Annotated in this window: 38 protein-coding genes; 4 read left to right on the top strand and 34 right to left on the bottom strand. The window is 32.6% G+C overall.

The features are described 5' to 3' along the window. Positions 1–74: 74 nt before the first annotated feature. From carA to rpsL, 34 genes are all read right to left on the bottom strand, one after another. Positions 75–1,196: a glutamine-hydrolyzing carbamoyl-phosphate synthase small subunit gene (carA, locus tag RN605_RS12850; RefSeq protein ID WP_313325419.1), complete on the bottom strand. Its 1,122-nt coding sequence runs from the start codon at positions 1,194–1,196 to the stop codon at positions 75–77. A 113-nt stretch (positions 1,197–1,309) separates the two neighbouring features. Further along, the gene (locus RN605_RS12845; protein ID WP_313325418.1) at positions 1,310–1,978 is read right to left on the bottom strand and encodes a hypothetical protein; all 669 of its coding nucleotides are present in this window, start codon (positions 1,976–1,978) and stop codon (positions 1,310–1,312) included. Between the two features lie 79 nt (positions 1,979–2,057). After that, on the bottom strand, positions 2,058–2,570 hold the full coding sequence (gene rplQ / locus RN605_RS12840) for a 50S ribosomal protein L17 (protein WP_313325415.1): 513 nt from the start codon (positions 2,568–2,570) through the stop codon (positions 2,058–2,060). 65 nt (positions 2,571–2,635) lie between these two features. Then, entirely contained in the window at positions 2,636–3,628 is a 993-nt protein-coding gene (locus RN605_RS12835; RefSeq protein WP_313325413.1) for a DNA-directed RNA polymerase subunit alpha, read from the bottom strand. Positions 3,629–3,649: 21 nt separating this feature from the next. Next, entirely contained in the window at positions 3,650–4,255 is a 606-nt protein-coding gene (rpsD, locus tag RN605_RS12830; RefSeq protein WP_313325411.1) for a 30S ribosomal protein S4, read from the bottom strand. Positions 4,256–4,337: 82 nt separating this feature from the next. Continuing rightward, on the bottom strand, positions 4,338–4,721 hold the full coding sequence (gene rpsK, locus RN605_RS12825) for a 30S ribosomal protein S11 (RefSeq protein WP_133533891.1): 384 nt from the start codon (positions 4,719–4,721) through the stop codon (positions 4,338–4,340). A gap of 8 nt (positions 4,722–4,729) precedes the next feature. Then, positions 4,730–5,104, bottom strand: coding sequence for a 30S ribosomal protein S13 (gene rpsM / locus RN605_RS12820; protein ID WP_026710294.1), 375 nt, complete (start codon positions 5,102–5,104; stop codon positions 4,730–4,732). 3 nt (positions 5,105–5,107) lie between these two features. Further along, positions 5,108–5,224: a type B 50S ribosomal protein L36 gene (gene ykgO / locus RN605_RS12815; protein WP_002987490.1), complete on the bottom strand. Its 117-nt coding sequence runs from the start codon at positions 5,222–5,224 to the stop codon at positions 5,108–5,110. Between the two features lie 12 nt (positions 5,225–5,236). Continuing rightward, on the bottom strand, positions 5,237–5,452 hold the full coding sequence (gene infA / locus RN605_RS12810) for a translation initiation factor IF-1 (RefSeq protein WP_014387717.1): 216 nt from the start codon (positions 5,450–5,452) through the stop codon (positions 5,237–5,239). Between the two features lie 5 nt (positions 5,453–5,457). Next, positions 5,458–6,801 (bottom strand): preprotein translocase subunit SecY, encoded by a 1,344-nt coding sequence (secY, locus tag RN605_RS12805; protein ID WP_313325407.1) that lies wholly within the window; start codon positions 6,799–6,801, stop codon positions 5,458–5,460. Between the two features lie 10 nt (positions 6,802–6,811). Next, positions 6,812–7,264: a 50S ribosomal protein L15 gene (gene rplO / locus RN605_RS12800; protein ID WP_313325406.1), complete on the bottom strand. Its 453-nt coding sequence runs from the start codon at positions 7,262–7,264 to the stop codon at positions 6,812–6,814. A gap of 12 nt (positions 7,265–7,276) precedes the next feature. After that, positions 7,277–7,459 (bottom strand): 50S ribosomal protein L30, encoded by a 183-nt coding sequence (gene rpmD, locus RN605_RS12795; RefSeq protein ID WP_313325405.1) that lies wholly within the window; start codon positions 7,457–7,459, stop codon positions 7,277–7,279. A gap of 12 nt (positions 7,460–7,471) precedes the next feature. Further along, entirely contained in the window at positions 7,472–7,996 is a 525-nt protein-coding gene (gene rpsE, locus RN605_RS12790; protein ID WP_313325404.1) for a 30S ribosomal protein S5, read from the bottom strand. A 6-nt stretch (positions 7,997–8,002) separates the two neighbouring features. Continuing rightward, positions 8,003–8,356: a 50S ribosomal protein L18 gene (rplR, locus tag RN605_RS12785; protein WP_313325401.1), complete on the bottom strand. Its 354-nt coding sequence runs from the start codon at positions 8,354–8,356 to the stop codon at positions 8,003–8,005. A gap of 11 nt (positions 8,357–8,367) precedes the next feature. Next, positions 8,368–8,910 (bottom strand): 50S ribosomal protein L6, encoded by a 543-nt coding sequence (rplF, locus tag RN605_RS12780; RefSeq protein ID WP_313325399.1) that lies wholly within the window; start codon positions 8,908–8,910, stop codon positions 8,368–8,370. Positions 8,911–8,928: 18 nt separating this feature from the next. Continuing rightward, positions 8,929–9,327: a 30S ribosomal protein S8 gene (gene rpsH, locus RN605_RS12775; protein ID WP_313325398.1), complete on the bottom strand. Its 399-nt coding sequence runs from the start codon at positions 9,325–9,327 to the stop codon at positions 8,929–8,931. A 106-nt stretch (positions 9,328–9,433) separates the two neighbouring features. Continuing rightward, entirely contained in the window at positions 9,434–9,703 is a 270-nt protein-coding gene (gene rpsN, locus RN605_RS12770; RefSeq protein WP_169523144.1) for a 30S ribosomal protein S14, read from the bottom strand. A 3-nt stretch (positions 9,704–9,706) separates the two neighbouring features. Continuing rightward, on the bottom strand, positions 9,707–10,258 hold the full coding sequence (gene rplE / locus RN605_RS12765) for a 50S ribosomal protein L5 (RefSeq protein ID WP_313325396.1): 552 nt from the start codon (positions 10,256–10,258) through the stop codon (positions 9,707–9,709). A gap of 2 nt (positions 10,259–10,260) precedes the next feature. After that, positions 10,261–10,575, bottom strand: a complete 315-nt coding sequence (gene rplX / locus RN605_RS12760; RefSeq protein WP_313325395.1) for a 50S ribosomal protein L24 — start codon at positions 10,573–10,575, stop codon at positions 10,261–10,263. A gap of 11 nt (positions 10,576–10,586) precedes the next feature. Beyond that, positions 10,587–10,955: a 50S ribosomal protein L14 gene (gene rplN, locus RN605_RS12755; protein WP_007803649.1), complete on the bottom strand. Its 369-nt coding sequence runs from the start codon at positions 10,953–10,955 to the stop codon at positions 10,587–10,589. A 2-nt stretch (positions 10,956–10,957) separates the two neighbouring features. Continuing rightward, positions 10,958–11,215, bottom strand: coding sequence for a 30S ribosomal protein S17 (rpsQ, locus tag RN605_RS12750; RefSeq protein ID WP_313325347.1), 258 nt, complete (start codon positions 11,213–11,215; stop codon positions 10,958–10,960). A gap of 19 nt (positions 11,216–11,234) precedes the next feature. Continuing rightward, positions 11,235–11,426 carry a 50S ribosomal protein L29 gene (gene rpmC / locus RN605_RS12745; RefSeq protein WP_313325346.1) on the bottom strand — a complete coding sequence of 64 codons (192 nt, stop codon included), beginning with the start codon at positions 11,424–11,426 and terminating at the stop codon, positions 11,235–11,237. Between the two features lie 13 nt (positions 11,427–11,439). Then, positions 11,440–11,859: a 50S ribosomal protein L16 gene (gene rplP, locus RN605_RS12740; RefSeq protein ID WP_313325343.1), complete on the bottom strand. Its 420-nt coding sequence runs from the start codon at positions 11,857–11,859 to the stop codon at positions 11,440–11,442. A gap of 19 nt (positions 11,860–11,878) precedes the next feature. Further along, a complete protein-coding gene (rpsC, locus tag RN605_RS12735; RefSeq protein ID WP_313325342.1) occupies positions 11,879–12,616 on the bottom strand; it encodes a 30S ribosomal protein S3 in 738 nt (245 codons plus the stop codon). 5 nt (positions 12,617–12,621) lie between these two features. Continuing rightward, positions 12,622–13,032, bottom strand: coding sequence for a 50S ribosomal protein L22 (gene rplV, locus RN605_RS12730; protein ID WP_313325341.1), 411 nt, complete (start codon positions 13,030–13,032; stop codon positions 12,622–12,624). Between the two features lie 6 nt (positions 13,033–13,038). Continuing rightward, entirely contained in the window at positions 13,039–13,317 is a 279-nt protein-coding gene (gene rpsS, locus RN605_RS12725; RefSeq protein WP_007136562.1) for a 30S ribosomal protein S19, read from the bottom strand. Positions 13,318–13,327: 10 nt separating this feature from the next. Then, the gene (gene rplB / locus RN605_RS12720; RefSeq protein WP_313325280.1) at positions 13,328–14,152 is read right to left on the bottom strand and encodes a 50S ribosomal protein L2; all 825 of its coding nucleotides are present in this window, start codon (positions 14,150–14,152) and stop codon (positions 13,328–13,330) included. Between the two features lie 6 nt (positions 14,153–14,158). Beyond that, on the bottom strand, positions 14,159–14,449 hold the full coding sequence (gene rplW, locus RN605_RS12715) for a 50S ribosomal protein L23 (RefSeq protein WP_313325279.1): 291 nt from the start codon (positions 14,447–14,449) through the stop codon (positions 14,159–14,161). A gap of 6 nt (positions 14,450–14,455) precedes the next feature. After that, a complete protein-coding gene (gene rplD / locus RN605_RS12710) occupies positions 14,456–15,085 on the bottom strand; it encodes a 50S ribosomal protein L4 (protein ID WP_313325761.1) in 630 nt (209 codons plus the stop codon). After that, on the bottom strand, positions 15,085–15,702 hold the full coding sequence (rplC, locus tag RN605_RS12705; protein WP_313325278.1) for a 50S ribosomal protein L3: 618 nt from the start codon (positions 15,700–15,702) through the stop codon (positions 15,085–15,087). The genes rplD and rplC overlap by 1 nt, the downstream gene beginning before the upstream one ends. Positions 15,703–15,812: 110 nt before the next feature. Further along, the gene (rpsJ, locus tag RN605_RS12700; RefSeq protein ID WP_026710316.1) at positions 15,813–16,118 is read right to left on the bottom strand and encodes a 30S ribosomal protein S10; all 306 of its coding nucleotides are present in this window, start codon (positions 16,116–16,118) and stop codon (positions 15,813–15,815) included. Between the two features lie 11 nt (positions 16,119–16,129). Next, positions 16,130–18,286 carry an elongation factor G gene (gene fusA / locus RN605_RS12695; RefSeq protein WP_313325270.1) on the bottom strand — a complete coding sequence of 719 codons (2,157 nt, stop codon included), beginning with the start codon at positions 18,284–18,286 and terminating at the stop codon, positions 16,130–16,132. 10 nt (positions 18,287–18,296) lie between these two features. Continuing rightward, entirely contained in the window at positions 18,297–18,773 is a 477-nt protein-coding gene (rpsG, locus tag RN605_RS12690; protein WP_313325269.1) for a 30S ribosomal protein S7, read from the bottom strand. 24 nt (positions 18,774–18,797) lie between these two features. Further along, positions 18,798–19,181 carry a 30S ribosomal protein S12 gene (rpsL, locus tag RN605_RS12685; protein WP_169528676.1) on the bottom strand — a complete coding sequence of 128 codons (384 nt, stop codon included), beginning with the start codon at positions 19,179–19,181 and terminating at the stop codon, positions 18,798–18,800. A gap of 176 nt (positions 19,182–19,357) precedes the next feature. On the opposite strand from rpsL, the gene RN605_RS12680 reads away from it, so the two are divergent. The 4 genes from RN605_RS12680 (at position 19,358) to RN605_RS12665 (ending at position 26,617) form a co-directional block, all read left to right on the top strand. After that, positions 19,358–21,019: a BamA/TamA family outer membrane protein gene (locus RN605_RS12680; RefSeq protein ID WP_313325268.1), complete on the top strand. Its 1,662-nt coding sequence runs from the start codon at positions 19,358–19,360 to the stop codon at positions 21,017–21,019. A gap of 97 nt (positions 21,020–21,116) precedes the next feature. Next, on the top strand, positions 21,117–24,248 hold the full coding sequence (locus tag RN605_RS12675; protein WP_313325267.1) for a SusC/RagA family TonB-linked outer membrane protein: 3,132 nt from the start codon (positions 21,117–21,119) through the stop codon (positions 24,246–24,248). A 5-nt stretch (positions 24,249–24,253) separates the two neighbouring features. Then, a complete protein-coding gene (locus RN605_RS12670) occupies positions 24,254–25,672 on the top strand; it encodes a SusD/RagB family nutrient-binding outer membrane lipoprotein (RefSeq protein ID WP_313325265.1) in 1,419 nt (472 codons plus the stop codon). A 12-nt stretch (positions 25,673–25,684) separates the two neighbouring features. Then, positions 25,685–26,617 carry a hypothetical protein gene (locus tag RN605_RS12665; RefSeq protein ID WP_313325264.1) on the top strand — a complete coding sequence of 311 codons (933 nt, stop codon included), beginning with the start codon at positions 25,685–25,687 and terminating at the stop codon, positions 26,615–26,617. Positions 26,618–26,624: the final 7 nt, after the last annotated feature.

Below are 26,624 nucleotides of genomic sequence, written 5' to 3'. Positions count from 1 at the left end.
TATCAATTTGACAATTTAAAGGAATGTTATTAACGCAAACGTTTTAGAAGAATATAATTTAAATTATAAGTCGATTAAACCATTTCTATAGACTTACTTTTTTTGATATTTGTAATAAAATCATCAAAAAGATACGATGAATCATGTGGACCTGGACTTGCTTCTGGATGATACTGAACAGAGAAACAATTTTTAGATTTCATTCTCATTCCTGCTACAGTATTATCATTCAAATGATAATGAGTAATCTCTAAATCTGGATGATTTTCCAGTTCTTCTCTATTCACAGCAAATCCATGATTTTGAGAAGTTATTTCACCTTTGCCCGTTAGCATATTCATAACAGGATGGTTTATTCCTCTATGTCCGTTAAACATTTTATAAGTTGAAATTCCATTGGCCAAACCTATAACTTGGTGACCAAGACAAATTCCAAAAAGTGGTAAATTATTATCAATAATTTGTTTGGCTACCTTTTGAGCATTTTCTAAAGGTTCTGGATCACCAGGACCATTTGACAAAAAATATCCATCAGGACTGAAAGATTTCATATCTTCAAAAGATGCATTGAAAGGAAAAACTTTTATATAACAATCTCTTTTTGCTAGATTTCGAAGAATATTTCTTTTAATACCTAAATCTAATGCAGATATTTTGAATTTTGCGTTTTCATTTCCAAAGAAATAAGGTTCAGTAGTTGAAACTTTTGAGGCCAATTCTAAACCTTTCATATCAGGAATAGTAGATAGTTCTTTCTTTAATTCCTCTATTGAAGTGTCGTCAGTACATATAACAGCATTTTGCGCACCATTATCTCTGATGTAGCTAACTAAAGCTCTTGTATCGACATCTGAAATACAAATCAAGTTTTGTTTTTCGAAATAATCATATAAATTACTTTCTGAATCAGGACGCGAATGAGTAAAACTAAAGTTTTTACAAACCAACCCAGAAATCATGATTTTATCTGCTTCAGTTTCTTCAGCATTAACTCCATAATTACCAATATGAGGATTTGTAGCCACCATAATTTGTCCAAAGTATGACGGGTCAGTAAAAATTTCTTGATAACCTGTCATTCCGGTATTAAAACAAACTTCTCCGAATGTTTTCCCTGAAATACCGATGGATTTTCCATAAAAAATTGTTCCATCAGCTAATAAAATAAGTGCTTTTTTTCTTGTTGTGTAATGCATTGTGTTGTTGTGTTTTGCAAATTTATTTAATTAGTTTCGAAAATGAAAAAAGAATTGTTCTAGTTTATAAACAATATCAAAAAAAAGGATAAACATACTGTTTATCCAAAACTTTAAAGTGAATCATAAAATTGAAATAATTGTCTTAAATCATCATCATTATCAAAATCATATTTCTTTTTCTTTATTTCAGATTCAATAATCTCTTTTTTATCAGAAAATATTTTTAAAAGATTTTTTTTACTTCGTTTAAACTCTACCATTTGTTCATTTAACATATAATAATATGTTTCATTTCTAACATATTTAGCTTGAGAAGACATAGTTTGAGTTAAAGGATTGAAAACACCTGGAGTTGTACTAATTATAAATCCTTTATAACACTTTATCTTATTGCCTGCAAAAATCTCTTGGTACAAAGAACCATTATTGACTTTATAAGTGTTATTAATTAGTTTTATTCTATCGAAATTATTAATCTCAAATTGATAAACAGAATCATTTGAAATTTTTGATTCAAGTGTTTTTTGTTGAATATTATAATTTAAATTATAAAGTCTAATATTCATTTTATTTGTAAGTTCAATATCAAAAAGTTGCTCCCAATTTGAAAATAAATAAACAGAACCTTCAATTGATTGGTCTGCCTTATATGATGGAATCCACATACCCGCAATTTTCATATTACCAACAACATTTTGAAATTCATCAGAATGTTTTGTGTTTTGAGAATGTATAGTAATAGAAAACAATAAAACAATTATACCTAGTATTTTATTCATAATAACTTATTTTCATAAAGATAAAAAAAAGGATAAACTTTTATCAAGTTTATCCTTTATTATTAAAATAGTGCTTTCATTATTCTGCGCTATCTGTAGTTTCTTCAGAAGAAGTTTCTGGTGCTTCTGGCGCTGGAGTTTCGGCAACTGGAGCAATTGTTTCTGCTTTTTTACCTTTTCCACCACGACGGCTTTTTGATTTTTTCTCTTCTTTTTTACCTCCGTTATACAATTCGTTAAAATCTACAAGTTCGATCATTGCCATATCAGCATTATCTCCCAAACGATTTCCCATTTTAATTATACGAGTATAACCTCCTGGACGATCACCAACTTTTGCTGCAACTTCTCTAAAAAGTTCTGTTACACCATATTTATTTCTAAGGTAAGCAAACACTATTCGACGATTGTGAGTAGTATCTTCTTTTGATTTAGTTACCAATGGCTCAACAAATTGTTTAAGTGCTTTTGCTTTAGCAACAGTAGTTATAATACGTTTGTGCTCAATTAATGAACAAGCCATATTAGCTAACATAGATTTTCTATGTCCAGTCTGTCTGCTTAAGTGATTGAATTTTTTTCCGTGTCTCATGACGTTTCTTTTTAACCTTCATCTTGCTTCAATCCATCTTTCAGGAGCGCAAAATATGAAGTAATTTATTCTTTATCTAATTTATATTTACTTAAATCCATTCCGAAAGTTAAATTCTTATTGGCAACTAATTCATCTAACTCTGTTAGAGATTTTTTACCAAAATTACGGAACTTCATAAGATCGTTCTTATTGAAAGAAACTAAATCTCCAAGTGTATCAACTTCTGCAGCTTTCAAACAGTTTAGAGCTCTTACGGATAAATCCATATCAACTAATTTTGTTTTAAGCAATTGTCTCATGTGTAATGATTCTTCATCATAAGACTCAGTTTGAGCAATTTCATCAGCTTCTAAAGTAATTCTCTCATCAGAGAACAACATAAAGTGGTGAATTAAAACCTTTGCAGCTTCTGTTAAAGCATCTTTAGGATTTATAGAACCATCAGTTTTAATTTCAAAAACTAATTTTTCGTAATCTGTTTTTTGCTCTACACGGAAATTCTCAATAGAGTATTTCACATTTTTAACAGGAGTATAAATTGAGTCAATAAAAATCGTTCCAATCGCTGCATTTTGTTTTTTATTTTCTTCGGCAGGAACATATCCACGTCCTTTCTCGATAGTCAACTCCATGTTTAAGTTAACTTTACTATCAAGATTACAAATAACCAACTCTGGGTTTAATACTTGAAATCCAGAAATAAATTTTTGAAAATCACCAGCTGTTATTTGATCTTTACCAGAAATTGAAATAGAAACAGTTTCGTTATCAATTTCTTCAATCTGACGTTTAAAACGTACTTGTTTAAGATTAAGAACGATTTCTGTTACATCTTCAACAACTCCTGAAATAGTTGAGAATTCATGTTCTACTCCTTCTATGCGAACTGAAGTTAACGCATAACCTTCTAAAGCAGAAAGTAGAACTCTTCTTAATGCATTACCAACAGTCAATCCATAACCAGGTTCTAAAGGACGAAATTCAAATTTGCCTTCAAAATCGGTTGAATCGATCATGATAACTTTATCGGGTTTTTGAAAATTAAATATTGCCATAATTTAGACTAATGTCAATTTTTATTTGTTGTACAACTCTACGATTAATTGTTCTTTGATGTTTTCAGGTATTTGCAACCTTGCAGGTACTGAAACAAAAGTACCTTCTTTAGTATCGTTGTTCCAAGTAATCCACTCATATACGTGGCTTGAATTAGCTAATGAACGCTCAATAGCTTCAACAGATTTTGATTTTTCACGAACCGCTACTTTATCTCCTGGTTTTAAGTGATATGATGGAATGTTAACGATTTCTCCATTAACAGTAATATGTCTGTGAGAAACGATTTGTCTTGCACCTCTTCTTGATGGAGCAATTCCCATTCTGAATACAACATTATCTAATCTTGCTTCACATAATTGCAAAAGGATTTCACCTGTTACACCTTTAGAAGCTGCTGCTTTTTCGAATAAGTTTCTGAATTGTTTTTCTAAAATTCCGTAAGTGTACTTAGCTTTTTGCTTTTCCATTAACTGAACTGCATATTCAGATTTTTTTCCTCTTCTTTTAGCCATCCCGTGTTGTCCAGGAGGATAATTTCTTTTTTCGAAGGATTTATCTTCTCCGAAGATTGCTTCGCCAAATTTACGAGCAATTTTAGTTTGTGGACCAGTATATCTTGCCATTTTTAATTAATTTAAGATTGCGATTATGAATTCAGGTCTTATCCTTCGATAATCTTTGAGCAACCTTGGTTATACTTTTAAATTATACTCTTCGTCTTTTTGGTGGACGACAACCATTATGTGGCATTGGAGTTACATCAATAATTTCTGTTACTTCAATTCCTGAGTTATGTATAGATCTGATAGCAGATTCTCTTCCGTTACCTGGACCTTTTACATAAACTTTTACTTTTTTTAATCCTGCTTCTAATGCAACTTTTCCACAATCTTCAGCCGCCATTTGAGCAGCATATGGAGTATTCTTTTTAGAACCTCTAAAGCCCATTTTACCAGCAGATGACCAAGAAATAACTTCACCTTTCTTATTAGTTAAAGAAATAATGATGTTGTTAAAGGTTGCATTAATATGTGCTTCACCCGTAGATTCTACGATAACTTTACGTTTTTTTGCAGTCGTTTTAGCCATACTATTTATTATTTAGTTGCTTTTTTCTTGTTAGCAACAGTTTTTCTTTTACCTTTTCTTGTTCTAGAGTTATTTTTAGTTCTTTGACCTCTTAATGGAAGTCCAGATCTATGACGAATTCCTCTATAACATCCAATGTCCATTAAACGTTTGATGTGTAATGAAACTTCTGAACGAAGTTCACCTTCAATTTTATAGTATGATACCGCATCACGAATTGCTCCGATTTCGTCATCATTCCAATCTTGAACTTTTTTATCTTGGCTTACTTGAGCTTTCTCTAAAATCTCAATAGCTCTACTTTTTCCTATACCAAAAATATAGGTTAAAGCGATAACTCCTCTTTTGTTTTTAGGTATATCTACCCCTGCGATTCTTGCCATAACTTATCCTTGTCTTTGTTTAAATCTAGGATTCTTTTTGTTGATTACGTATAATCTACCTTTTCTTCTAACGATAATGCACTCTGCACTACGTTTTTTTACTGATGCTCTTACTTTCATATTAAATAGCTATTAGTATCTATAAGTGATTCTTGCTTTTGACAAATCATAAGGACTCATTTCTAATTTCACTTTATCACCAGGTAATAATTTGATATAATGCATACGCATTTTTCCAGAAATATGAGCAATTACAACATGTCCGTTTTCTAATTCTACACGAAACATAGCATTAGATAATGCTTCTACTATGGTTCCGTCTTGTTCTATTGCTGATTGTTTTGCCATAAAAATTAAGCTACTGCTTTTCTATTTTTACCACTTTTCATTAAACCATCATAATGTTTATTCAATAAGTATGAATTTACTTGTTGAATAGTGTCTATTGCAACTCCAACCATGATGATCAATGATGTACCACCATAGAACATTGCCCAAGATTGTTGAACATCTAATCCTACTACTAAAGCTGGGAACACAGCTAATAATGCTAGAAATAATGCACCTGGGAATGTAATTAATGACATAATTCTATCTAAAAAGTCTGCTGTTTCAACACCAGGTTTAATTCCTGGAATAAATCCACCACTTCTTTTTAAATCATCTGCCATTTTATTTGTAGGTACTGTAATTGCAGTATAGAAATAAGTGAATATTAATATCAATAAAGCAAATACTAAATTATACCAAAAACCAAACATATTACTAAAAGCTCCGGCAATAGATTGTGATGCATCAGATTTTGAAAGCCCAGCTAAAGCTGCAGGAATGAACATAATTGCTTGAGCAAAAATGATTGGCATTACACCTGCTGCATTCAACTTTAATGGAATCCATTGTCTGTTACCACCAGCTAAATCTTGTTCATAATCACCAGATGTTGTTCTTCTAGCATATTGAACAGGGATTTTTCTAACTGCCATTACTAATAATACACAAGCTACAATAACCAATAACCAAACGATTATTTCTAGAACCAAAATCATTGGTCCACCATTATTATTTGTAACTTTTGAAGTAAACTCTTGAATTAAAGCTTGAGGTAATCTTGCAATAATTCCGATCATAATTAATAATGATATTCCGTTTCCGATACCTTTATCAGTAATTTTTTCTCCTAACCACATAGCAAAAATTGTACCTGTAGTCAAAATTAAAACTGAAGAAAATAAGAAAGCAAACGAATCAAATCCTAAAAGGAATGCATTACTTGGTAAAGTTCTGTACAAGTTATAAATATAACCTGGACCTTGAACTAAAGTAATTGCAATGGTTAACCAACGAGTGATTTGATTTAATTTCTTTCTTCCACTTTCTCCATCTTTTTGAAGTTTTTGTAGATATGGAATAGCAATACCCATTAATTGAACAACAATTGAAGCAGAAATGTATGGCATGATACCTAATGCAAATACTGATGCTTTTGAAAATGCTCCACCGGTAAACATATCTAGGATTGAACCAATCCCTTTTTCTGTTTGACCAGCAAGATTACTCAAATGAGTAGCATCAATACCAGGTAAAGTTACATGCGCTCCGAAACGATAAACTAATAATAATCCTAATGTAATTAAGATTCTATTTTTTAGTTCCTCAATTTTCCAAACATTACGTAATGATTCAAAAAAATTCTTCATTGTTATTGAATTATAATGTTACAGCTTCACCACCAGCAGCTTCGATAGCAGCTTTAGCAGTAGCAGTAAATTTATGAGCAGTTACTTTTAATTTAGCTTTTAATTCTCCTCTTCCTAATATTTTTACAACTTCATTTTTAGTAGCTAATCTATTCTCAACTAAAACTGCAAAATCTACAGTATCAGTAACAATTCCATTATCAACTAATAATTGTAGTGTATCAAGATTTACACCTTGGTAATCTACACGGTTGATGTTTTTAAAACCAAACTTAGGAACACGTCTTTGAAGTGGCATTTGACCTCCTTCAAAACCAATTTTCTTAGAATATCCAGAACGAGATTTAGCTCCTTTGTGACCTCTTGCAGAAGTACCACCTTTTCCAGAACCTTCTCCTCTACCTACTCTTTTATTTTGATTGTGCGTTGAACCTTCAGCTGGTTGCAAGTTACTTAAATTCATAACTATTTTTTGTTATTTAGTTTCTTCTACAGAAACTAAGTGTTTAACTTTATTTACCATTCCAAGGATAGCAGGATTTGCATCGTGCTCAACAGATTGTCCTAGTCTTTTTAAACCTAAAGCCACAAGAGTTTTCTTTTGTGTCAATGGACAATTAATCTGACTTCTTACTTGTTTTACTAATATCTTTGCCATAATTTCCTTGAATTAACCTTTAAATACTTTTTCTAAAGAAATACCTCTTTGTTTTGCAACAGTATAAGCACTTCTCATTTGTAGTAAAGCATCAAAAGTAGCTTTTACAACATTGTGAGGATTTGATGAACCTTGAGATTTAGATAATACATCATGAATACCTACTGATTCCAATACTGAACGAACAGCACCACCAGCAATTACTCCTGTACCATGAGATGCAGGCATTAAATATACTGCTGCTCCACCAAATTTTCCTTTTTGTTCGTGAGGAACAGATTGACCACTTAAAGGGATTCTAACCAAATTTTTCTTTGCATCTTCTACTGCTTTTGCAATAGCTTCAGAAACATCTTTTGATTTTCCTAATCCGTGTCCAACAACTCCGTTTTCATCACCTACTACAACAATAGCAGAAAAACCAAAAGCTCTTCCTCCTTTTGTTACTTTGGTAACACGATTTACACTAACCAGACGATCTTTTAATTCAAGACCACTAGGTTTTACTAACTCTACGTTTTTGTATTTATTATACATAATTTCTTAGAATTTAAGACCAGCAGCTCTTGCGCCTTCTGCTAGTGATTTAATACGTCCATGATATAAATAACCTCCACGATCGAAAGTTATAGTGTCGATTCCTGCTTTTAATGCTTTTTCGGCAATTGCTTTACCTACAGCTGCAGCAACTTCTACATTTGTCCCTTTACTATCAACATCTTTGTCTCTAGATGAAGCTGCTAATAATGTTACACCATTTACGTCATCTATGACTTGAGCATAGATTTCTTTATTACTTCTGAATACAGTTAATCTTGGCTTAGCAGCAGTACCGCTAACAATCTTTCTGATTCTGAATTTAATTCTTTGTCTTCTTTCAGTTTTTGTTAATGACATAATGCTAATTTTTACGCTGATTTACCTGCTTTTCTTCTTAATACTTCACCTACGAATTTAACACCTTTTCCTTTGTAAGGTTCTGGTTTACGGAAACCTCTGATTTTTGCAGCGATTTGTCCGATTAATTGTTTATCGTGTGATGTTAATTTAACGATTGGGTTTTTTCCTTTTTCAGAAACTGTTTCTAATTTTACTTCTGGAGCAACTTCTAAAACAATATTATGAGAAAAACCTAATGCTAAATCTAATTTTTGTCCTTGATTTGAAGCTCTGTAACCTACTCCAACCAATTCAAGTTCTTTTGTAAAACCTTCAGAAACACCAACAATCATATTGTTGATTAATGATCTGTAAAGTCCGTGTTTAGATCTTTGATCTTTTTGATCAGATGATCTTTCTACAATTACTTGATTATCTTCTATTTTTACTGTTACATCAGCAAACTCTTGCGTTAACTGACCTAATTTTCCTTTTACAGAAACTACAGACTCATTTATTTCAACAGTTACACCTGCTGGAATTGAAATTGGATTTTTACCTATTCTTGACATCTTTACTTCTTTTTAAAATTAGTATACGTAACAGATTACTTCTCCACCAACATGTAATTGTTTAGCTTGTTTTCCAGTCATCAAACCTTTTGATGTTGAAACAATAGCAATTCCTAATCCATTAAGGATTCTAGGCAACTTATCAGCGCCTGCATATTTACGTAAACCTGGTTTACTAATTCTTTGGATATCCTTAATTACTGGCTCTTTAGTTTCTTTATCATACTTTAGAGCAATTTTGATAGTACCTTGAACAGTAGTATCTTCAAATTTGTAACTTAAGATATATCCTTGATCGAATAAAATCTTAGTGATTTCTTTCTTCATGTTAGATGCTGGAATCTCAACCACTTTGTGGTTTGCCATCACTGCATTTCTAACTCTCGTAAGATAATCTGCAATTGGATCTGTATACATTTGTATAAATTTGCGGTTATGGTTTTCTAATAGTACTCACTAAAAGAACCTTTAACCAATTAAACTTGTTTTTTTTGGATTGCAAAAGTAAATACTTTTTGCGAGATTACCAAGAAGCTTTTTTAACTCCTGGAATTAATCCTTGATTTGCCATTTCACGGAATGTAACACGTGAAATACCAAATTGACGCATATAACCTCTTGGTCTACCTGTTAATTTACAACGATTGTGCATACGAACTGGTGAAGCATTTTTAGGTAACTTTTGTAAGCCTTCATAATCTCCAGCTTCTAATAAAGCTTTTCTTTTTTCAGCATACTTAGCAACTGTTTTTGCTCTTTTAACCTCACGGGCTTTCATTGATTCTTTTGCCATGTCTTAATTCTTTTTAAAAGGTAAACCTAATTCAGCTAATAATGATTTTGCTTCTTGATCAGTAGCAGCAGTAGTAACGAATGTAATATCTAAACCTGAAATTTTATTTACTTTGTCAATATCAATTTCTGGGAAAATGATTTGTTCAGTAACTCCAAGGTTATAGTTTCCTCTTCCGTCAAAACCTGTAGCTTTGATACCATTAAAATCTCTAACACGTGGTAATGAAGATGTTATAAGTCTATCTAAAAACTCATACATTCTTTCACCACGTAAAGTAACTTTAGCTCCAATTGGCATTCCTTTTCTCAATTTGAAAGAAGCAACGTCTTTTTTAGAAATTGTTGCTACTGCTTTTTGACCAGTTACTTTTGTTAGTTCATCAACTGCATAGTCTACTAATTTTTTATCAGAAACTGCAGCCCCAACTCCACGGCTTAAAACGATTTTTTCCAATTTAGGAACTTGCATAACGTTTTTATAACCGAATTCTTCTTTAAGAGCAGCGATTACTCTGTCCTTATATTCTTGCTTAAGTCTAGGTGTATATGCCATAACTATAATACTTGATTAGATTTTTTTGAAAATCTCACTTTCTTATCTCCTTCTACTTTAATTCCAACTTTTGTAGCTTCTTTTGATTTTGGATCAATTAAAGACAAATTTGAAATGTGGATAGGAGCTTCTTTCTTAACGATTCCTCCTTGAGGGTTTTTTGCACTTGGTTTTGTGTGTTTTGAAACCATATTTACACCTTCAACAATCGCTTTATTTTTCTCACGGTCAACGCGTAAAACTGTTCCTTGAGAACCTTTATGGTCTCCAGCAATTACTTTTACTACATCACCTGATTTAATTTTTAGCTTTATCATCTTTCTATGAATTAAAGCACTTCTGGTGCTAATGATACAATTTTCATGAATTGTTTTTCACGAAGTTCTCTGGCTACTGGACCAAAAACACGAGTTCCTCTCATTTCTCCTGCTGCGTTTAATAAAACACATGCATTATCATCGAAACGGATATAAGAACCATCGGCTCTTCTCACTTCTTTTTTGGTACGTACAACAACTGCAGTTGAAACAGCTCCTTTTTTTACGTTTCCGTTAGGAGTTGCATCTTTAATTGAAACTACAATTTTATCACCAACAGAGGCATAACGACGTTTCGTTCCTCCTAAAACACGGATAGTTAAAACTTCTTTAGCTCCCGTATTATCTGCTACTTTTAATCTTGACTCTTGTTGTACCATAATTATTTAGCTCTTTCAATGATTTCAACTAATCTCCAACATTTTGTTTTACTTAAAGGTCTTGTTTCCATGATCTTTACTGTATCACCAATGTTACAGTCGTTTTTTTCGTCGTGTGCATGATACTTTTTAGTTTTCAACACGAACTTACCGTATAATGGGTGTTTTACTTTTCTTGTTTCAGAAACAACGATAGATTTCTCCATTTTGTTACTTGTAACAACACCTATTCTTTCTTTTCTTAAATTTCTTTTTTCCATCTTTTCAGCTAGCATACAATTATTGTAACTCTCTTTTAGTTAATTCAGTCGCTACTCTAGCAACAGCTCTTCTTGCACTTCTAATTTGAAGTGGATTTGCAATTGGAGAAATAGCGTGTGCTGATTTTAATTCGGAATACGCTTTTCTTAACTCACTAAGTTTTGCTTGTAACTCAGCTACTGATAGATTTATAATTTCTGATTGTTTCATAATAAAATTTAGATTATGCTTCGAAATCTCTAGCAACGACAAACTTAGTTTTTACTGGAAGTTTTTGAGCAGCAAGACGCAAGGCTTCTTTTGCTACTGATAGTGGAACACCACCAACTTCAAACATGATTCTTCCAGGTTTTACAACTGCAGCCCAATATTCGACTGCACCTTTACCTTTACCCATACGTACCTCAAGAGGCTTTTTAGTGATAGGTTTATCTGGGAAAATTTTAATCCATAATTGCCCTTCTCTTTTCATAAAACGAGTTGCAGCAATACGTGCAGCTTCGATTTGACGTGAAGTTAAAAATGATGAATCTAAAGATTTAATTCCAAACATTCCATTTGAAAGTTCGTGACCTCTTTGAGACACTCCTTTCATTCTACCCTTTTGTACCTTACGGTATTTTGTTCTTTTAGGCTGTAACATTTTTTCTTTAGTTTAAAATTTACTTTCTTTTACGAGGATTTGATTTTCCACTTGGTTTTCCACCACGTGGTGCGTCACCTTTTCCACCAGCTTGTTTTTTGTCCATTCCAACAAGTGGAGAAAGATCTCTTTTTCCATAAACCTCACCTTTCATGATCCATACTTTAATACCCATTCTACCATAAGTAGTATGCGCTTCACCTAAAGCATAATCAATATCGGCTCTGAAAGTTGATAGAGGAATTCTTCCTTCTTTGAATTGTTCTGAACGTGCCATTTCAGCTCCATTCAAACGACCCGAAATCAAAACTTTAATACCTTCTGCATTCATACGCATTGCTGCAGCGATAGCCATTTTAATAGCTCTCCTGTATGAAATACGGCTTTCTATTTGACGAGCGATGCTAGTCGCAACTAGATAAGCATCTAACTCAGGTCTTTTAATTTCAAAGATGTTAATTTGAACCTCTTTATCAGTAATCTTTTTAAGTTCTTCTTTTAACTTGTCTACCTCTTGACCACCTTTTCCGATAATAATACCAGGTCTAGCAGTAGTGATAGTAACGGTTACAAGTTTTAAAGTTCTCTCGATGATTACTTTTGATACACTAGCTTTTGATAAACGAGCATGAATATACTTTCTGATTTTATAATCCTCAGCGATTTTATCGCCGTAATCATTTCCACCATACCAGTTTGAATCCCATCCTCTGATGATCCCAAGTCTGTTTCCTATTGGATTTGTCTTTTGTCCCATCTTAATTAATTGCTTTGTGTGTTATCTAATTGTCCTAATACGATTGTTACGTGATTAGAACGTTTTCTAATTCTGTGTGCTCTTCCTTGTGGAGCTGGACGAAGTCTTTTTAACATCATTCCACCATCTACACGGATTTCTTTAACAAATAAGCCTGCTTCAGCTACATTACCTTCACTATTTTTTTGCTCCCAGTTATTGATTGCAGATAATAATAGTTTTTCTAATTTTCTTGAAGCTTCTTTAGAGCTAAATCTTAATATATTTAAAGCTCTTTCCACTTTCTGACCTCTTACCAAGTCTGCTACTAAGCGCATTTTTCTAGGTGAAGTAGGGCAATTGTTTAATTTAGCAAATGCTATAGACTTATTAGCCTCTTTTCTTGCGTCTGCAGTTTCTCTTTTACGAACTCCCATTGCTTCTTATTTTTTACCTTTATTTTTTGCTCCAGCATGACCTCTAAAAGATCTTGTTGGTGAAAACTCTCCTAATTTGTGACCTACCATGTTCTCAGTTACATAAACTGGAACAAATTGACGACCATTGTGAACTGCGATAGTTTGTCCAACAAAATCTGGTGTAATCATTGATGCTCTAGACCAAGTCTTAACAACACCTTTATTTCCTCCAGCAATATTCTCCTGAACTTTTTTATCTAATTTATAGTGAACAAATGGTCCTTTTTTTAATGAACGTGCCATGCTTATCTAATTATTTCTTTCTGCGTTCAACAATATACTTATTACTCGGGTTAACTTTAGAACGAGTTCTATAACCTTTTGCAGGAAGACCTTTTCTAGAACGTGGATGTCCACCTGAAGAACGACCTTCTCCACCACCCATTGGATGATCAACTGGGTTCATTGCAACTGGTCTAGTTCTTGGTCTTCTACCTAACCATCTTGTTCTACCTGCTTTACCAGATACAATCAATTGGTGATCTGAATTAGAAACTGCTCCAATCGTAGCTGAACAAGTCAACAAGATTAATCTTGTTTCACCTGAAGGCATTTTAATTGTAGCATATTTTCCATCTCTTGCCATTAATTGAGCAAAAGTTCCTGCAGAACGTGCTATTACAGCACCTTGTCCTGGACGTAATTCAATACAAGAAATTACAGTACCTAATGGAATTTTACTTAATGGTAAAGTATTTCCAATTTCAGGTGCAGCATTTTCTCCAGAAACAACAGTTTGCCCTACTTGCAGACCATTTTGAGCAATAATGTACGTTTTTTGACCATCAGCATAAGCTAACAAAGCAATAAACGCAGTTCTGTTTGGATCATATTCAATTGACTTAACAGAAGCTGGAATTCCAACTTTAGTTCTTTTGAAATCAATAATACGATACCTTTGTTTGTGACCACCGCCTGTATAACGCATGGTCATTTTTCCTTGACTATTTCTACCTCCAGAGTTTTTTATCGGCGCTAACAAAGAGCGTTCCGGCTTATCAGTTGTAATGGCGTCAAAACCATTCACAACTCTAAAACGCTGACCCGGGGTAATAGGTTTTAATTTTCTAACTGACATTTTTTATTAAATATTGTTATAAAAATCTATCGATTCTCCTTCTTTTACTTGTACAATTGCTTTCTTATAAGCATTTGTCTTTCCACTGATTAAACCACTTTTTGTATATTTTGTAGTTCTGTCAGCTCTATAATTCATCGTGTTAACTTCAACAACAGTAATTCCATAAGCAGCTTCAACAGCATTTTTTATTTGAACTTTGTTTGCTTTTTTGTCAACAACAAAACCAAAACGATTAAAAATCTCACTTTCTTTAGTGATTTTTTCTGTTATGATAGGTTTAATTATTATACTCATGACCTGTTATTTACTTAAATTTTCTTCAATTCCTTCTAAAGAACTCTCTAGAAGCACTAAATTATTTGCGTTTAAAATAGCGTAAGTACTTAATTCTGAATTAGTTAAAACGCTAGATGCTTTTAAATTGCGTGACGACAAATATACATTTTTATTTAACTCACCCAACACAAATAAAGATTTTTTGTTTTCTAACCCTAAAGCTTTCAATATTGTAATGAATTGTTTAGTGTTTGGAGTTTCAAAATTGAAGTCTTCAACTACTACTAAATTTGATTCTTTTACTTTTAAAGCTAAAGCAGATTTTCTAGCTAATCTTTTCAAGTTTTTATTTAACTTAAATGAATAACTTCTTGGTCTTGGGCCAAAAATAGTACCACCACCTTTGAAAACAGGACTTTTAGCACTACCTGCACGAGCAGTACCAGTACCTTTTTGCTTTTTAATTTTGCGAGTACTACCTGCAACTTCAGCTCTTTCTTTAGCTTTGTGCGTACCTTGTCTTTGATTGGCTAAATATTGCTTAACATCAAGATATACTGCATGATTGTTAGGCTCAATACCAAATACTGAATCAGAAAGTTGAACTTTTCTTCCAGTATCTTTTCCGTTGATATCTAATACTTTTACTTCCATTACTTCTGAATGATTACGTAAGAGTTTTTGCATCCAGGAATAGCTCCTTTTACAACAAGTAAATTCTTTTCAGAAACTACTTTTAAAACTCTAAGGTTTTGTACTGTTACATTATCTCCACCCATTCTTCCTGCCATACGCATTCCTTTGAATACTCTAGAAGGATAAGAAGAAGCTCCAACTGAACCTGGTGCTCTTAAACGGTTATGTTGTCCATGAGTTGCTTGACCAACACCACCAAATCCGTGACGTTTTACAACACCTTGAAAACCTTTACCTTTAGATACACCTTGTACATCTACAAATTCTCCTTCGTTGAATAAATCAACTGTTAACACATCACCTAAGTTGTGCTTTTCTTCAAAATACTTGAATTCAACGACTTTTTTCTTTGCAGAAGTACCCGCTTTTTTAAAGTGACCTTGATCAGCTTTAGTTGCGTGTTTTTCTGTTTTGTCATCGAAACCAAGTTGAAGAGCTTCATACCCGTCAACCTCATTGGTTCTGACTTGGGTAACGACACAAGGTCCAGCTTCGATTACTGTACAAGGAATATTTTTCCCGTTTTCGTCGAAAATGCTAGTCATGCCGATTTTTCTTCCAATTAACCCAGACATAATAAACTAATTAATTATTAATAAAATTTTTGTTTTTAATTATAAAGAATTAAGTATTAGCCTAATTTTCATTATTCTAATACTTAAAACTTAGTTTTTTTAAAGTATAATTAAACTTTGATTTCTACTTCAACACCACTTGGTAACTCTAATTTCATTAGAGCATCAATAGTTTTTGATGAAGATGAATAAATGTCTAACAATCTTTTATATGAACTTACTTCAAACTGTTCTCTCGCTTTTTTATTAACGTGTGGAGAACGTAAAACAGTAAATATTTTTTTGTGTGTAGGTAACGGAATTGGACCTGTTACAACAGCACCTGTGCTTTTCACAGTTTTTACGATTTTCTCTGCCGATTTATCAACCAACATATGATCGTAAGATTTTAATTTTATTCTAATTTTTTGACTCATTTTGATAAAAATTAAGCGTTACCTTTTGCTTTTTTGATTACTTCTTCAGAAATATTTGAAGGAGTTTGTTCATAGTGTGAAAATTCCATTGTAGAAGTTGCTCTACCTGATGATAATGTTCTCAATGTTGTTACATAACCAAACATCTCTGATAATGGAACGTGTGCTTTTATAGTTTTAGCACCTGCTCTATCACCCATGTCATTCACTTGACCTCTTCTTCTATTTAAATCTCCAACGATATCTCCCATATTTTCTTCAGGAGTAATAACTTCTATTTTCATAATTGGCTCAAGAATAACAGCTCCAGCAGCTTTAGCTACTTCCTTGTATCCCATTTTTGCAGCCAACTCGAAAGAAAGTGCATCAGAATCTACTGGATGGTAAGAACCATCTAATAAAGTTACTTTTAAACTATCAACTGTATAACCAGCTAAAGGACCTGTTTTCATTGCTTCTTTGAAACCTTTTTCAACAGCAGGAATATATTCTTTTGGAACGTTTCCACCTTTTACCTCATTAACAAACTGTAATCCAACTGGAGCTTTTCCATCAACTAAGTCTGCAGGCTCTAAACGGAAAACAATATCTCCGAATTTACCACGACCTCCAGATTGTTTTTTATAAACTTCTCTGTGTTGTGCTGATTTAGTGAAAGCTTCTTTGTATTCAACTTGCGGCTCACCTTGATTCACTTCAACTTTGAATTCTCTTTTCATACGATCAACAAGAATATCCAAGTGTAACTCACCCATTCCTGAAATAATCGTTTGTCCTGAAGCTTCATCAGTTCTTACTGTAAAGGTTGGATCTTCTTCAGCTAATTTTGCTAAAGCCATACCCATTTTATCAACATCTGCTTTAGTTTTAGGCTCAATAGCGATACCAATTACTGGATCTGGGAATTTCATCGACTCAAGGATAATTGGGTGTTTTTCATCACACATTGTATCTCCAGTCTTGATATCTTTAAATCCAACTGCTGCTCCAATATCTCCCGCTTCGATATACTCGATTGGATTTTGCTTGTTAGCGTGCATTTGGTAAATACGAGAAATTCTTTCTTTGTTTCCAGAACGAGTGTTCAAAATATAAGAACCTGCATCTAAACGACCTGAATAAGCGCGGAAGAAAGCTAAACGACCTACGTAAGGATCAGTTGCAATCTTAAATGCTAAAGCAGCGAATGGCTCTTTTACATCAGGACGACGTAATATTTTCTTTTGATCTTCTTCTAATAAATCAGCATCATCAGGGTGAATTCCTTCAATACCTTCTTTATCTAATGGTGATGGTAAATATTTACACACCGCATCTAACATGAATTGAACTCCTTTATTTTTGAAAGAAGATCCAGCAATCATAGGAATGATAGCCATATCAATAGTTGCAGCTCTTAACGCTTTATTGATTTCTTCTTCTGTAATTGAGTTTTCATCTTCCATGTATTTATCAAGAAGTGTCTCATCATAAGTTGCGATTTCCTCAATAAGGATTGATCTATAATGTTTCACATCATCAACCATATCCGCTGGAATATCAACAATATCAAAAGTTGCTCCTTGAGTAGCATCATGCCAAACAATAGCTTGGTTTTTAACTAAGTCAACAACACCTTTAAAATCATTTTCTTCACCAATAGGTAAAGTAATTGCTACTGCATTTGATTTCAACATGTCTTTAACTTGTTGACAAACATTCAAGAAGTTTGAACCTTGACGGTCCATTTTATTTACGAATCCCATTCTCGGAACTCTATACTGGTCAGCTAATCTCCAGTTAGTTTCTGATTGAGGCTCAACACCATCAACAGCACTAAATAAGAAAACTAATCCATCTAGTACACGTAAAGAACGATTTACCTCTACAGTAAAGTCAACGTGTCCAGGAGTATCAATAATATTAAAGTGATATGATTGCGAATCAGGCAATACTTTACCTTGCTCAGTTGGAAAATTCCACTCACAAGTTGTAGCCGCAGAAGTAATTGTAATACCTCTTTCTTGCTCTTGTGCCATCCAGTCCATAGTTGCTGCTCCATCATGTACTTCACCAATCTTGTGTGATTTACCTGTGTAGAACAAAATACGTTCAGTTGTAGTAGTTTTTCCAGCATCAATATGCGCTGCAATACCAATATTTCTTGTGAATTTTAAATCTCTAGCCATTTCTTAAAAATTAAAATCTAAAATGCGAGAATGCTTTATTAGCTTCTGCCATTTTGTGAGTATCCATTCTCTTTTTAACTGCTGCACCTTCTTCTTTAGCTGCTGCTAAAATTTCTGAAGCAAGTTTTCCTGCCATTGATTTTTCATTTCTTTTTCTTGCATATAAAATCATCCATTTCATAGCCATAGAAACTTTTCTATCTGGACGAATTTGCATTGGAATTTGAAATGTAGCTCCACCAACTCTACGACTACGTACTTCTACGTGAGGCATAACGTTAGATAATGCATCTTTCCAAATTTCTAATGATGTTTTTTCATCATTATTCTTTTTTGCCTCTACGATGTCAATTGCGTCATAAAACACTTTGAACGCTGTAGATTTTTTACCATCCCACATTAAGTTATTTACAAAACGTGTTACCAATTGGTCATTAAACCTTGGATCTGGTAAAAGAGGTCTTTTTTTCGCTGCTCTTTTTCTCATGTCTTTTCTTTAAAAGTTTAAAAATTACTTCTTAGCGTCTTTTGGACGTTTTGCACCATACTTAGATCTTCTTTGTGTTCTTCCAGCTACACCTGATGTATCAAGCGCACCACGAACAATGTGGTATCTAACTCCTGGTAAATCTTTTACTCTTCCGCCTCTCACTAATACTATCGAGTGCTCTTGTAAATTATGTCCTTCTCCTGGGATGTATGCATTTACTTCATTTCCATTAGTCAAACGTACACGCGCAACTTTACGCATTGCAGAGTTTGGTTTTTTTGGAGTAGTAGTGTAAACACGCGTACAAACACCTCTTCTTTGAGGACAAGAATCTAAAGCAACCGATTTACTCTTCTTAGTGATCTGAGTTCTTCCTGTTCTTACTAATTGTTGAATTGTTGGCATAATTAAATACTAATATTTATTTATTTGTTAAATCCCTCTTTTTTAGGGGTTGCAAATGTAATAATTATTTTAATCAAAACAAATGTTAATTAATTAATTTTCAAATAGATTATTTTTACTCAGCTATTTTATACTAAAGTTTGTTTCTTTACGTTTAATTTTCAACCTATATATAATTGAAAAAACTCTTATTCATATTATTATACTTTATCCAATTCAATTTGAGTTTTGGACAAAACTATTATTTGAAAATTGAAGGAAAAAGCAAAGCCGAAACAACAACAATTGATTCAATTGGATATTCAACAAAACACACAAACATTAAGTCGTTGACAGACGAATACAATTTATTTTCTAAAAAACTAATAAAACTAGGATATGTTGATTTCCAGAATATCGAAAATAAAAAAGTAAATGATTCATCGTTAGTTTTCAAATGCTTTTTAAATAAAAAAATAACTTACCTATATATAAAGGTAGAAAATTATACTTTTTTTGATTTAGTTAATGAAATTAAAGTTGATACAATTAAAATTACTTTTGAAGAAAGTGAAAATTATTTAAAAAATGTTTCGAAAAAACTTGAATTAGCTGGATTTCCAATGGCTAAAGTAAAATTAAAGTCATTAAAAAAATCTGATAAAATAATGTATGCCAATTTATCATTAGATATTGATAAAAAAAGATATTTAGACAATATTATCATCAACGGTTATGACAAATTCCCAAAAAACCATAAGAAAAATTTAATTCGTCTATTCAAAAACAAAACGTTCAACCAACAAAATTTAGAAAATCTTTATTCAAATATCAATAAATTTAGATTTATCAATCAAACTAAATATCCCGAAGTACTATTTAAAAAAGATTCAACTGTTGCTTATGTATATTTGGAAAAATCAAAATCCAATACGTTTGACGGTATAATTGGTTTTAGTAATGATGAGCAAGAAAAGGTTGTTTTTAATGGTTATCTAGACTTAAAGCTGAACAACATTTTAAATTCTGGCGAACATTTTTCATTATTTTGGAAAAGTGATGGTCAAGAGCAAAGAACTTTCAATGTTTGTTTTGAATTACCCTATTTATTTAGCACTCCAATTGGTTTAAAAACAGAATTGCAAATTTTTAAACAAGATAGTACTTTTCAAAACACAAGAACATCTCTAAACTTAGGATATTTTTTTAATTATAACACTCGACTATATTTTGGTTATGATACAGTTGAGTCAAGCGATATACAAAACACAAATTCGATATCAATAAGTGATTATGAAAACAAATTCTACACATCAACTTTTGAATATGTTCATCTGGACAGAATGGATGCTTTATTTCAAGAAAAAACTACATTAAACATAAAATTAGGAACTGGTCAAAGAGATTCAAAAATTCAAAAAAACAAACAATTTATTTCATCCTTAAACACGAAACATAACATTAATATAAATGAAAGAAACAGCGTAAATCTTAGACTTGAAACCTTTTATCTTCAAAGTGATGAATATATCATCAATGAACTTCAACGATTTGGTGGAATCAACTCTATCAGAGGGTTTAATGAAAATAGCCTACAAGCAAATTTATTATCCTCATTACAAACTGAATATAGATATAGACTTTCTTCAAATCTTTACGTGCACAGTATTCTTGACTACGGATATTTTGAGGACAAAACCACAAAAACAAAAAACAATATATATGGTTTTGGTTTTGGACTTGGCGTTAATACAAAGAATGGGCTTCTAAATATTATTTACGCCAACGGAAGCACAAAAGATCAAAACATTAAACTTTCAAATTCCATAGTTCATCTTTCTTTAAAAGCTAATTTTTAGTCAGTTGAAAACAAAAGAATGTTTTTTAACTTATCTTATTAGGTTTTTTAAGTTTTTTTTAAGACTTTTGAGAAACTAATTTTAACCAAATTAAATAATGAAAACAAAGTTAAATGGATTTTTAACGCTGTTTCTAGCGTTGTTAGTGCAAATTTCTTTTGCACAAGAAAGAATTGTTAGCGGTGTTGTTACTGACAATAGCGGTTTACCAATTCCTGGTGTTAACGTGCTTGTAAAGGGCACTTCTTTAGGAACACAAACAGATTTCGATGGTAAATATTCCATCAAGGCTTCATCAAGTCAAACACTTATTTTTACATTCGTTGGAATGAAAACTCAAGAAGTTGTAGCTTCAACATCCACAGTTAATGTTAAACTTGCGGATAATGCTGTTGAACTTGAAGGAGTTGTCGTTACCGCATTAGGTGTTAAAAAATCCGAAAAAGCAGTCACATATGCAGCCCAGTCAATTAAGGGTGAAGCTATGACTGAAGCTAGAGAGCAAAATTTAGTAAATGCTCTATCTGGTAAAATTGCCGGAGTTCAAGTTACAAATTCATCTGGTGCTGTAGGTTCGTCTTCAAGAATTGTTTTGAGAGGCGCATCAACAATTACTGGAAACAACGAAGCATTATTTGTAATTGATGGAGTTCCATTTGACAACACCAACTATGGAAACGCCGGTTCAGGAGGAGGTAGAGACTTACCAAATGGAGCTGCAAGTATTAACCCTGACGACATTGAATCAATATCTGTTCTAAAAGGTCCTACAGCAGCAGCTCTTTATGGAATTAGAGCTAGCAAGGGAGTTGTGTTAATCACAACTAAATCAGGAAACAAAAAAGATAAGTTTGAAGTTTCTTTTAACACAAATACAACTTTCTCTAACCCCTTAAGATTACCAAACTACCAAAACTCTTATGGGCAAGGTGCTACATCTGATTATTTTGAATTCGTTGATGGGTCTGGTGGCGGATACAACGATGGTGTTGATGAAAGTTGGGGTCCAGCATTGGACAGAGGTTTAGAGTTTGTTCAATGGGATTCTTTCAAATATGGTGGAGCACCAACTCCTTGGGTTTCTCATCCTGATAACGTTAAAGATTTTTATAATACTGGTGTAACTCAAACAAACAGCATATCTATTGTAAATGGAAATGAAAATGCTAGCATGAGATTATCGGTTGGAAATTCAGACGAAAAAGGTATGATTCCATTCACAGAATTTAAAAAATTTAATGTTGGATTCAATGGCAGCATGAAGCTTGGAAAAAAACTTACTGCTGGAGCTAATGTAACTTATTTTAACAACAAAAGTGATAATTTACCCGTTGTTGGTTATTCTGCGGGCAATGTGGTTCAACAGTTTATTTGGTCAGCAAGAAATGTACAATTTACAGATTTAAAAGATTGGAGAAATTTACCACTTGCTCCTGTTGGAACTGCTGCAGAAGGAACACCATTAAACTGGAATACAGTATTCCAAAACAATCCTTATTGGGTCTTAGAAACAAATATTAACACATTTGATCAAGACAGAATAACTGGAAGCGCATTCTTAAATTTTAAATTTACTGATAATCTTTCGGTTAATGGTAAATTAATGATGGATCATTATACCCAAAGAGAAACCTCAAGAAATGCTATAGGCACAAATGAGTTTGCTGATGGATATTATGGAGAAGTAAACAGAAGATATACTGAAATAAATGCTGAAACCATTTTAACGTACACGAAAAATTTAACTACTGATTTATCGTTGACGTTAAATGCTGGTATGAACTCTTTAAAAAGAATTAGAACCAATCAAATAGGTGAATTAACAGGAGGATTAGAATTACCAAATCTTTATACTCTAGCAAATGTAAAATCAGGAACTACACCAAACATTGATAGTAATTATTATGAAGAAAGACTTAATTCAGTTCTTGGATTTGGCCAATTATCTTATAAAAATTTCGCATTCCTAGATTTTTCGGGTAGAAATGATTGGACTAGTTTATTATCAACAAAAAACAATTCATTTTTCTATCCTGCAATTTCTGGATCACTTGTACTTTCTGATATGTTAGGGTTCAATCAAAGTAATGTTAATTATCTAAAATTAAGAGCAGGTTGGTCAAAAGTTGGAGGAACTGGACCATTAGGACCATACAGCTTAAACAGAACTTTTGATTTATCTAACAATAATTTTGGTACAGTATCTAATTTACCTAATACTCAATGGAATCCAGATTTAGTTCCAGAAACAACTACTGGATATGAATTTGGAGTAGATTTAAATGCTTTCAAAAATAGATTACGCTTTTCAGCAACATATTATTCACAAAAGAATACCGATTTGATTTTACCTATTCAAGTTGAAGCTTCTTCATTCTTCACTTCTTCATGGGAAAATGCTGGAGAAATGACTAATAAAGGTATTGAATTACAGTTAGGAGCAACAGTTTTAAAGAAAGGGGACTTTTCTTTTGATGTTGATTTAAATTTTGCTAAAAACAAAAACGAAGTTGTAAGTTTAAGTGGAGCTGATTCTTATACTCTTGGAGGTCAATGGGGCATGGAATTACAAGCAAGACCAGGTGAAGCTTATGGTTCTATCGTTGGCTTCCCTTACACAAGAAATGATCAAGGGCAAATTGTATATGAAAATGGTTTACCTAAAGTAAACAACTCTGAATTAGTTGTTCTTGGTAACATTACTCCAGATTGGACTGGTGGTGCAAACTTTACTTTCAAATATAAAAACTTTGATTTAAGTACTTTAATCGATGCAAAAATTGGTGGAGATATCTTCTCAATGTCATATATGTGGGGTAGATATGCAGGTACTTTAGAAGAGTCATTAATTGGTAGAGAAACTGGTTTAGTTGGCAACGGTGTATTAGCTGATGGTTCTCCAAATAATGTAGTTATTGATGCTAAAACGTTTAATCAATACACTTACAATTACTCTAATTTTACTGAAAGTGGTATTTTCGATGCTAGTTATGTAAAGCTAAGACAAATAGTTTTTGGTTATTCTTTGCCTAAAAAATGGTTAAACGGTACATTTATTCAAGATTTTAAAGTTTCAGTTGTCGGTAGAAATTTAGCACTTCTTTACAAAAAAGTACCTCATATTGATCCAGAAACAGGATTTAGTAATCAAAATGGTGAGCAAGGTCAAGAATTTGGTCAATTGCCATCAGCTAGAACTTATGGATTTAATATTAATATAAAATTCTAATTACTATGAAAAAAATATTTTATTTATTATTCACAACGCTACTTGTTATAAGTTGTGACAATAATTTTGAAGAGATTAACGTCTCTCCAAATGATTCTGATGTTACTGATCCAAACTTATTGTTAACTTCTGCAATCATTGTAACACAAAATTCACTATACAATGCTCAAATTGGTGGTGATATGGGATTATGCTGGGCTCAACATTGGTCTAAAGTTCAATATAATGATGAAGAAAAGTATATCCCTAGAAGAGCACTAATGAATTCTCTATGGACAAATTTATATGCTAGTTCCATTGCAGAAGCAAGTACAGCTGCAGATTTAGCAGAAGCTGAAGGAAATACAAATCTTCAAGCTGCTGCTATTATAATGAAGGCAAACGCTTTCCAAATCTTAACTGATGTTTATGGCCCAGTTCCATTTACTGAAGCAGGTGTTCCTGGTAACACAAAACCAGTTCATGATTCTCAAGAATTTGTTTACGATGGTATTCTTTCACTTTTAGACCAAGCTGATGTTCTTTTAGCAAATGGAAGTGGAGAAATTACTGCAAGTGCAGACTTATTATATGCTGGTGATGTTGCAAAATGGAGAAAGTTTGGAGCATCATTAAAGTTAAAAGTTTTAATGAGAATTTCTAAAAAGAGAGATGTAAGTACAGAATTAACTGCGTTAGTAAATTCAGGTTTATTAATGTCTTCAAATAGTGATTCAGCTGAATTAGTTTATACTGCTTCACAACCTGATGCAAATCCTCTTTATGAAACAATTGTTTACAGTAATAGAGCAGAATATAAAGTAAGTTCTGTTTTAATTGATAAGTTAAACAATTTAAGTGATCCTAGAAAAGCAATATTTGCTCAACTTAACGTCGGAGGACAATATGTTGGAAATATTCCAGGAGAAGAACATTCTGGAAATTACGGAGGTTTTTCATCACCTGGCACAAAATATCTAGATCCTACACTACCAGGTGTTATTTTATCCTACTCTCAAGTAGAATTATATCTAGCTGAAGCAGCTTTAGAAGGTTACATTAGTGGTGGGATAACAACTGCAGTTGCTCATTATAGAAATGGTATCACTGCTAATATGGAATGGAATGGAGTTTCTGCAAGTGCAATTAGCACCTATTTATCTCAACCAACTATTGATTTTTCTACATTAACTATTGGAAGAACAAAAATTGGTGAGCAAATGTGGTTAACTCTCTATGGGCAAGGTATTGAAGCATGGACAGAATGGAGAAGAACAGGAGTTCCTACATTATCTCCTGTTGTAAATGCAGCAATATCAGCTATCCCAAAAAGATTTTATTTCTCTACTGACACTCAAAACTACAATCAGGAAAACTATCAAGCTGCAGTTTCTACATTAGATCAAGGAGATTCAATGCTTTCAAAAGTTTGGTGGATGAATTAAAAAAAAATGATTATGAAAAAAATAACTTATTTATTAATGATGATTACAACTCTAGGAGTTGTATCATGTTCGGATGATAATTACGATACACATACTGGTAATGAAAACGAAGGCGGTTTGTTAACTTACAAAAAGTCTACATTAGCTTATGTAGTAGGTAATGGTAATGATTTTGAATACACTGCGGACATAAGTGTATTTCAAGGTGAAGTGCAAACATTGTCAGTAGATGTATATAAAAAATTCACAAACACAGATGGTGTTTCATCAGAAACAGTATTATTAAAATCTTTCACTTTCCCTAACGTTAATCAAGTTGAAAATACGTCTTTTACTTTCACTTATGATGAATTAAGAAATGGTTTAACCGTTAATGGGGCTGGTTTACCGGATGATGACAGTAATTTAAACATTGGTGATTATTGGGAATTAATTTTTGTTAGCCATACTTCTAACGACAAATTACATGAAAATGCGCAAAGAATAAAAGTAGCTGTTGGGACTCGTTTTGCTGGAACATATAAATGTATAAGTGGATTTTATTACAGAATTGGTGTGTTAACTTACACTGAAGCTGATTGGCCTGCAGAAACTACAGTTGAATCAGTAAATTCAACGACTTATAGAGTTAAAAAATATTTTGGCCCATTCGAAAATACAAGTACAGCAACGGGTGGAGATTATTATTTCACAATCGACTCTAATGACATAATTGGTTATCCTGCAACAACACCTGATGGAGTTGCACAACAAGGCAATGCTCAACCTTTTATTACATGCTTAACAAATCCTGGTGATATGTCTGATGTAAATTGTGGTAATTCTAACTTTGTAATTAGAGATGATGTTAATGGTAAAGATCAATTAGTAATGTCTTTTGGATATTATACACCTGGTTCTGGACCTAGAACATTTTATCAAGTAATGGAAAAAATTGTAGACTAATAATAGA

The organism is Flavobacterium sp. PMTSA4, assembly GCF_032098525.1.
Taxonomy (GTDB): domain Bacteria; phylum Bacteroidota; class Bacteroidia; order Flavobacteriales; family Flavobacteriaceae; genus Flavobacterium; species Flavobacterium capsici.
The sequence above is the reverse complement of the archived record's forward strand: the minus strand, read 5'-3'. Positions and strand labels throughout refer to the sequence as shown.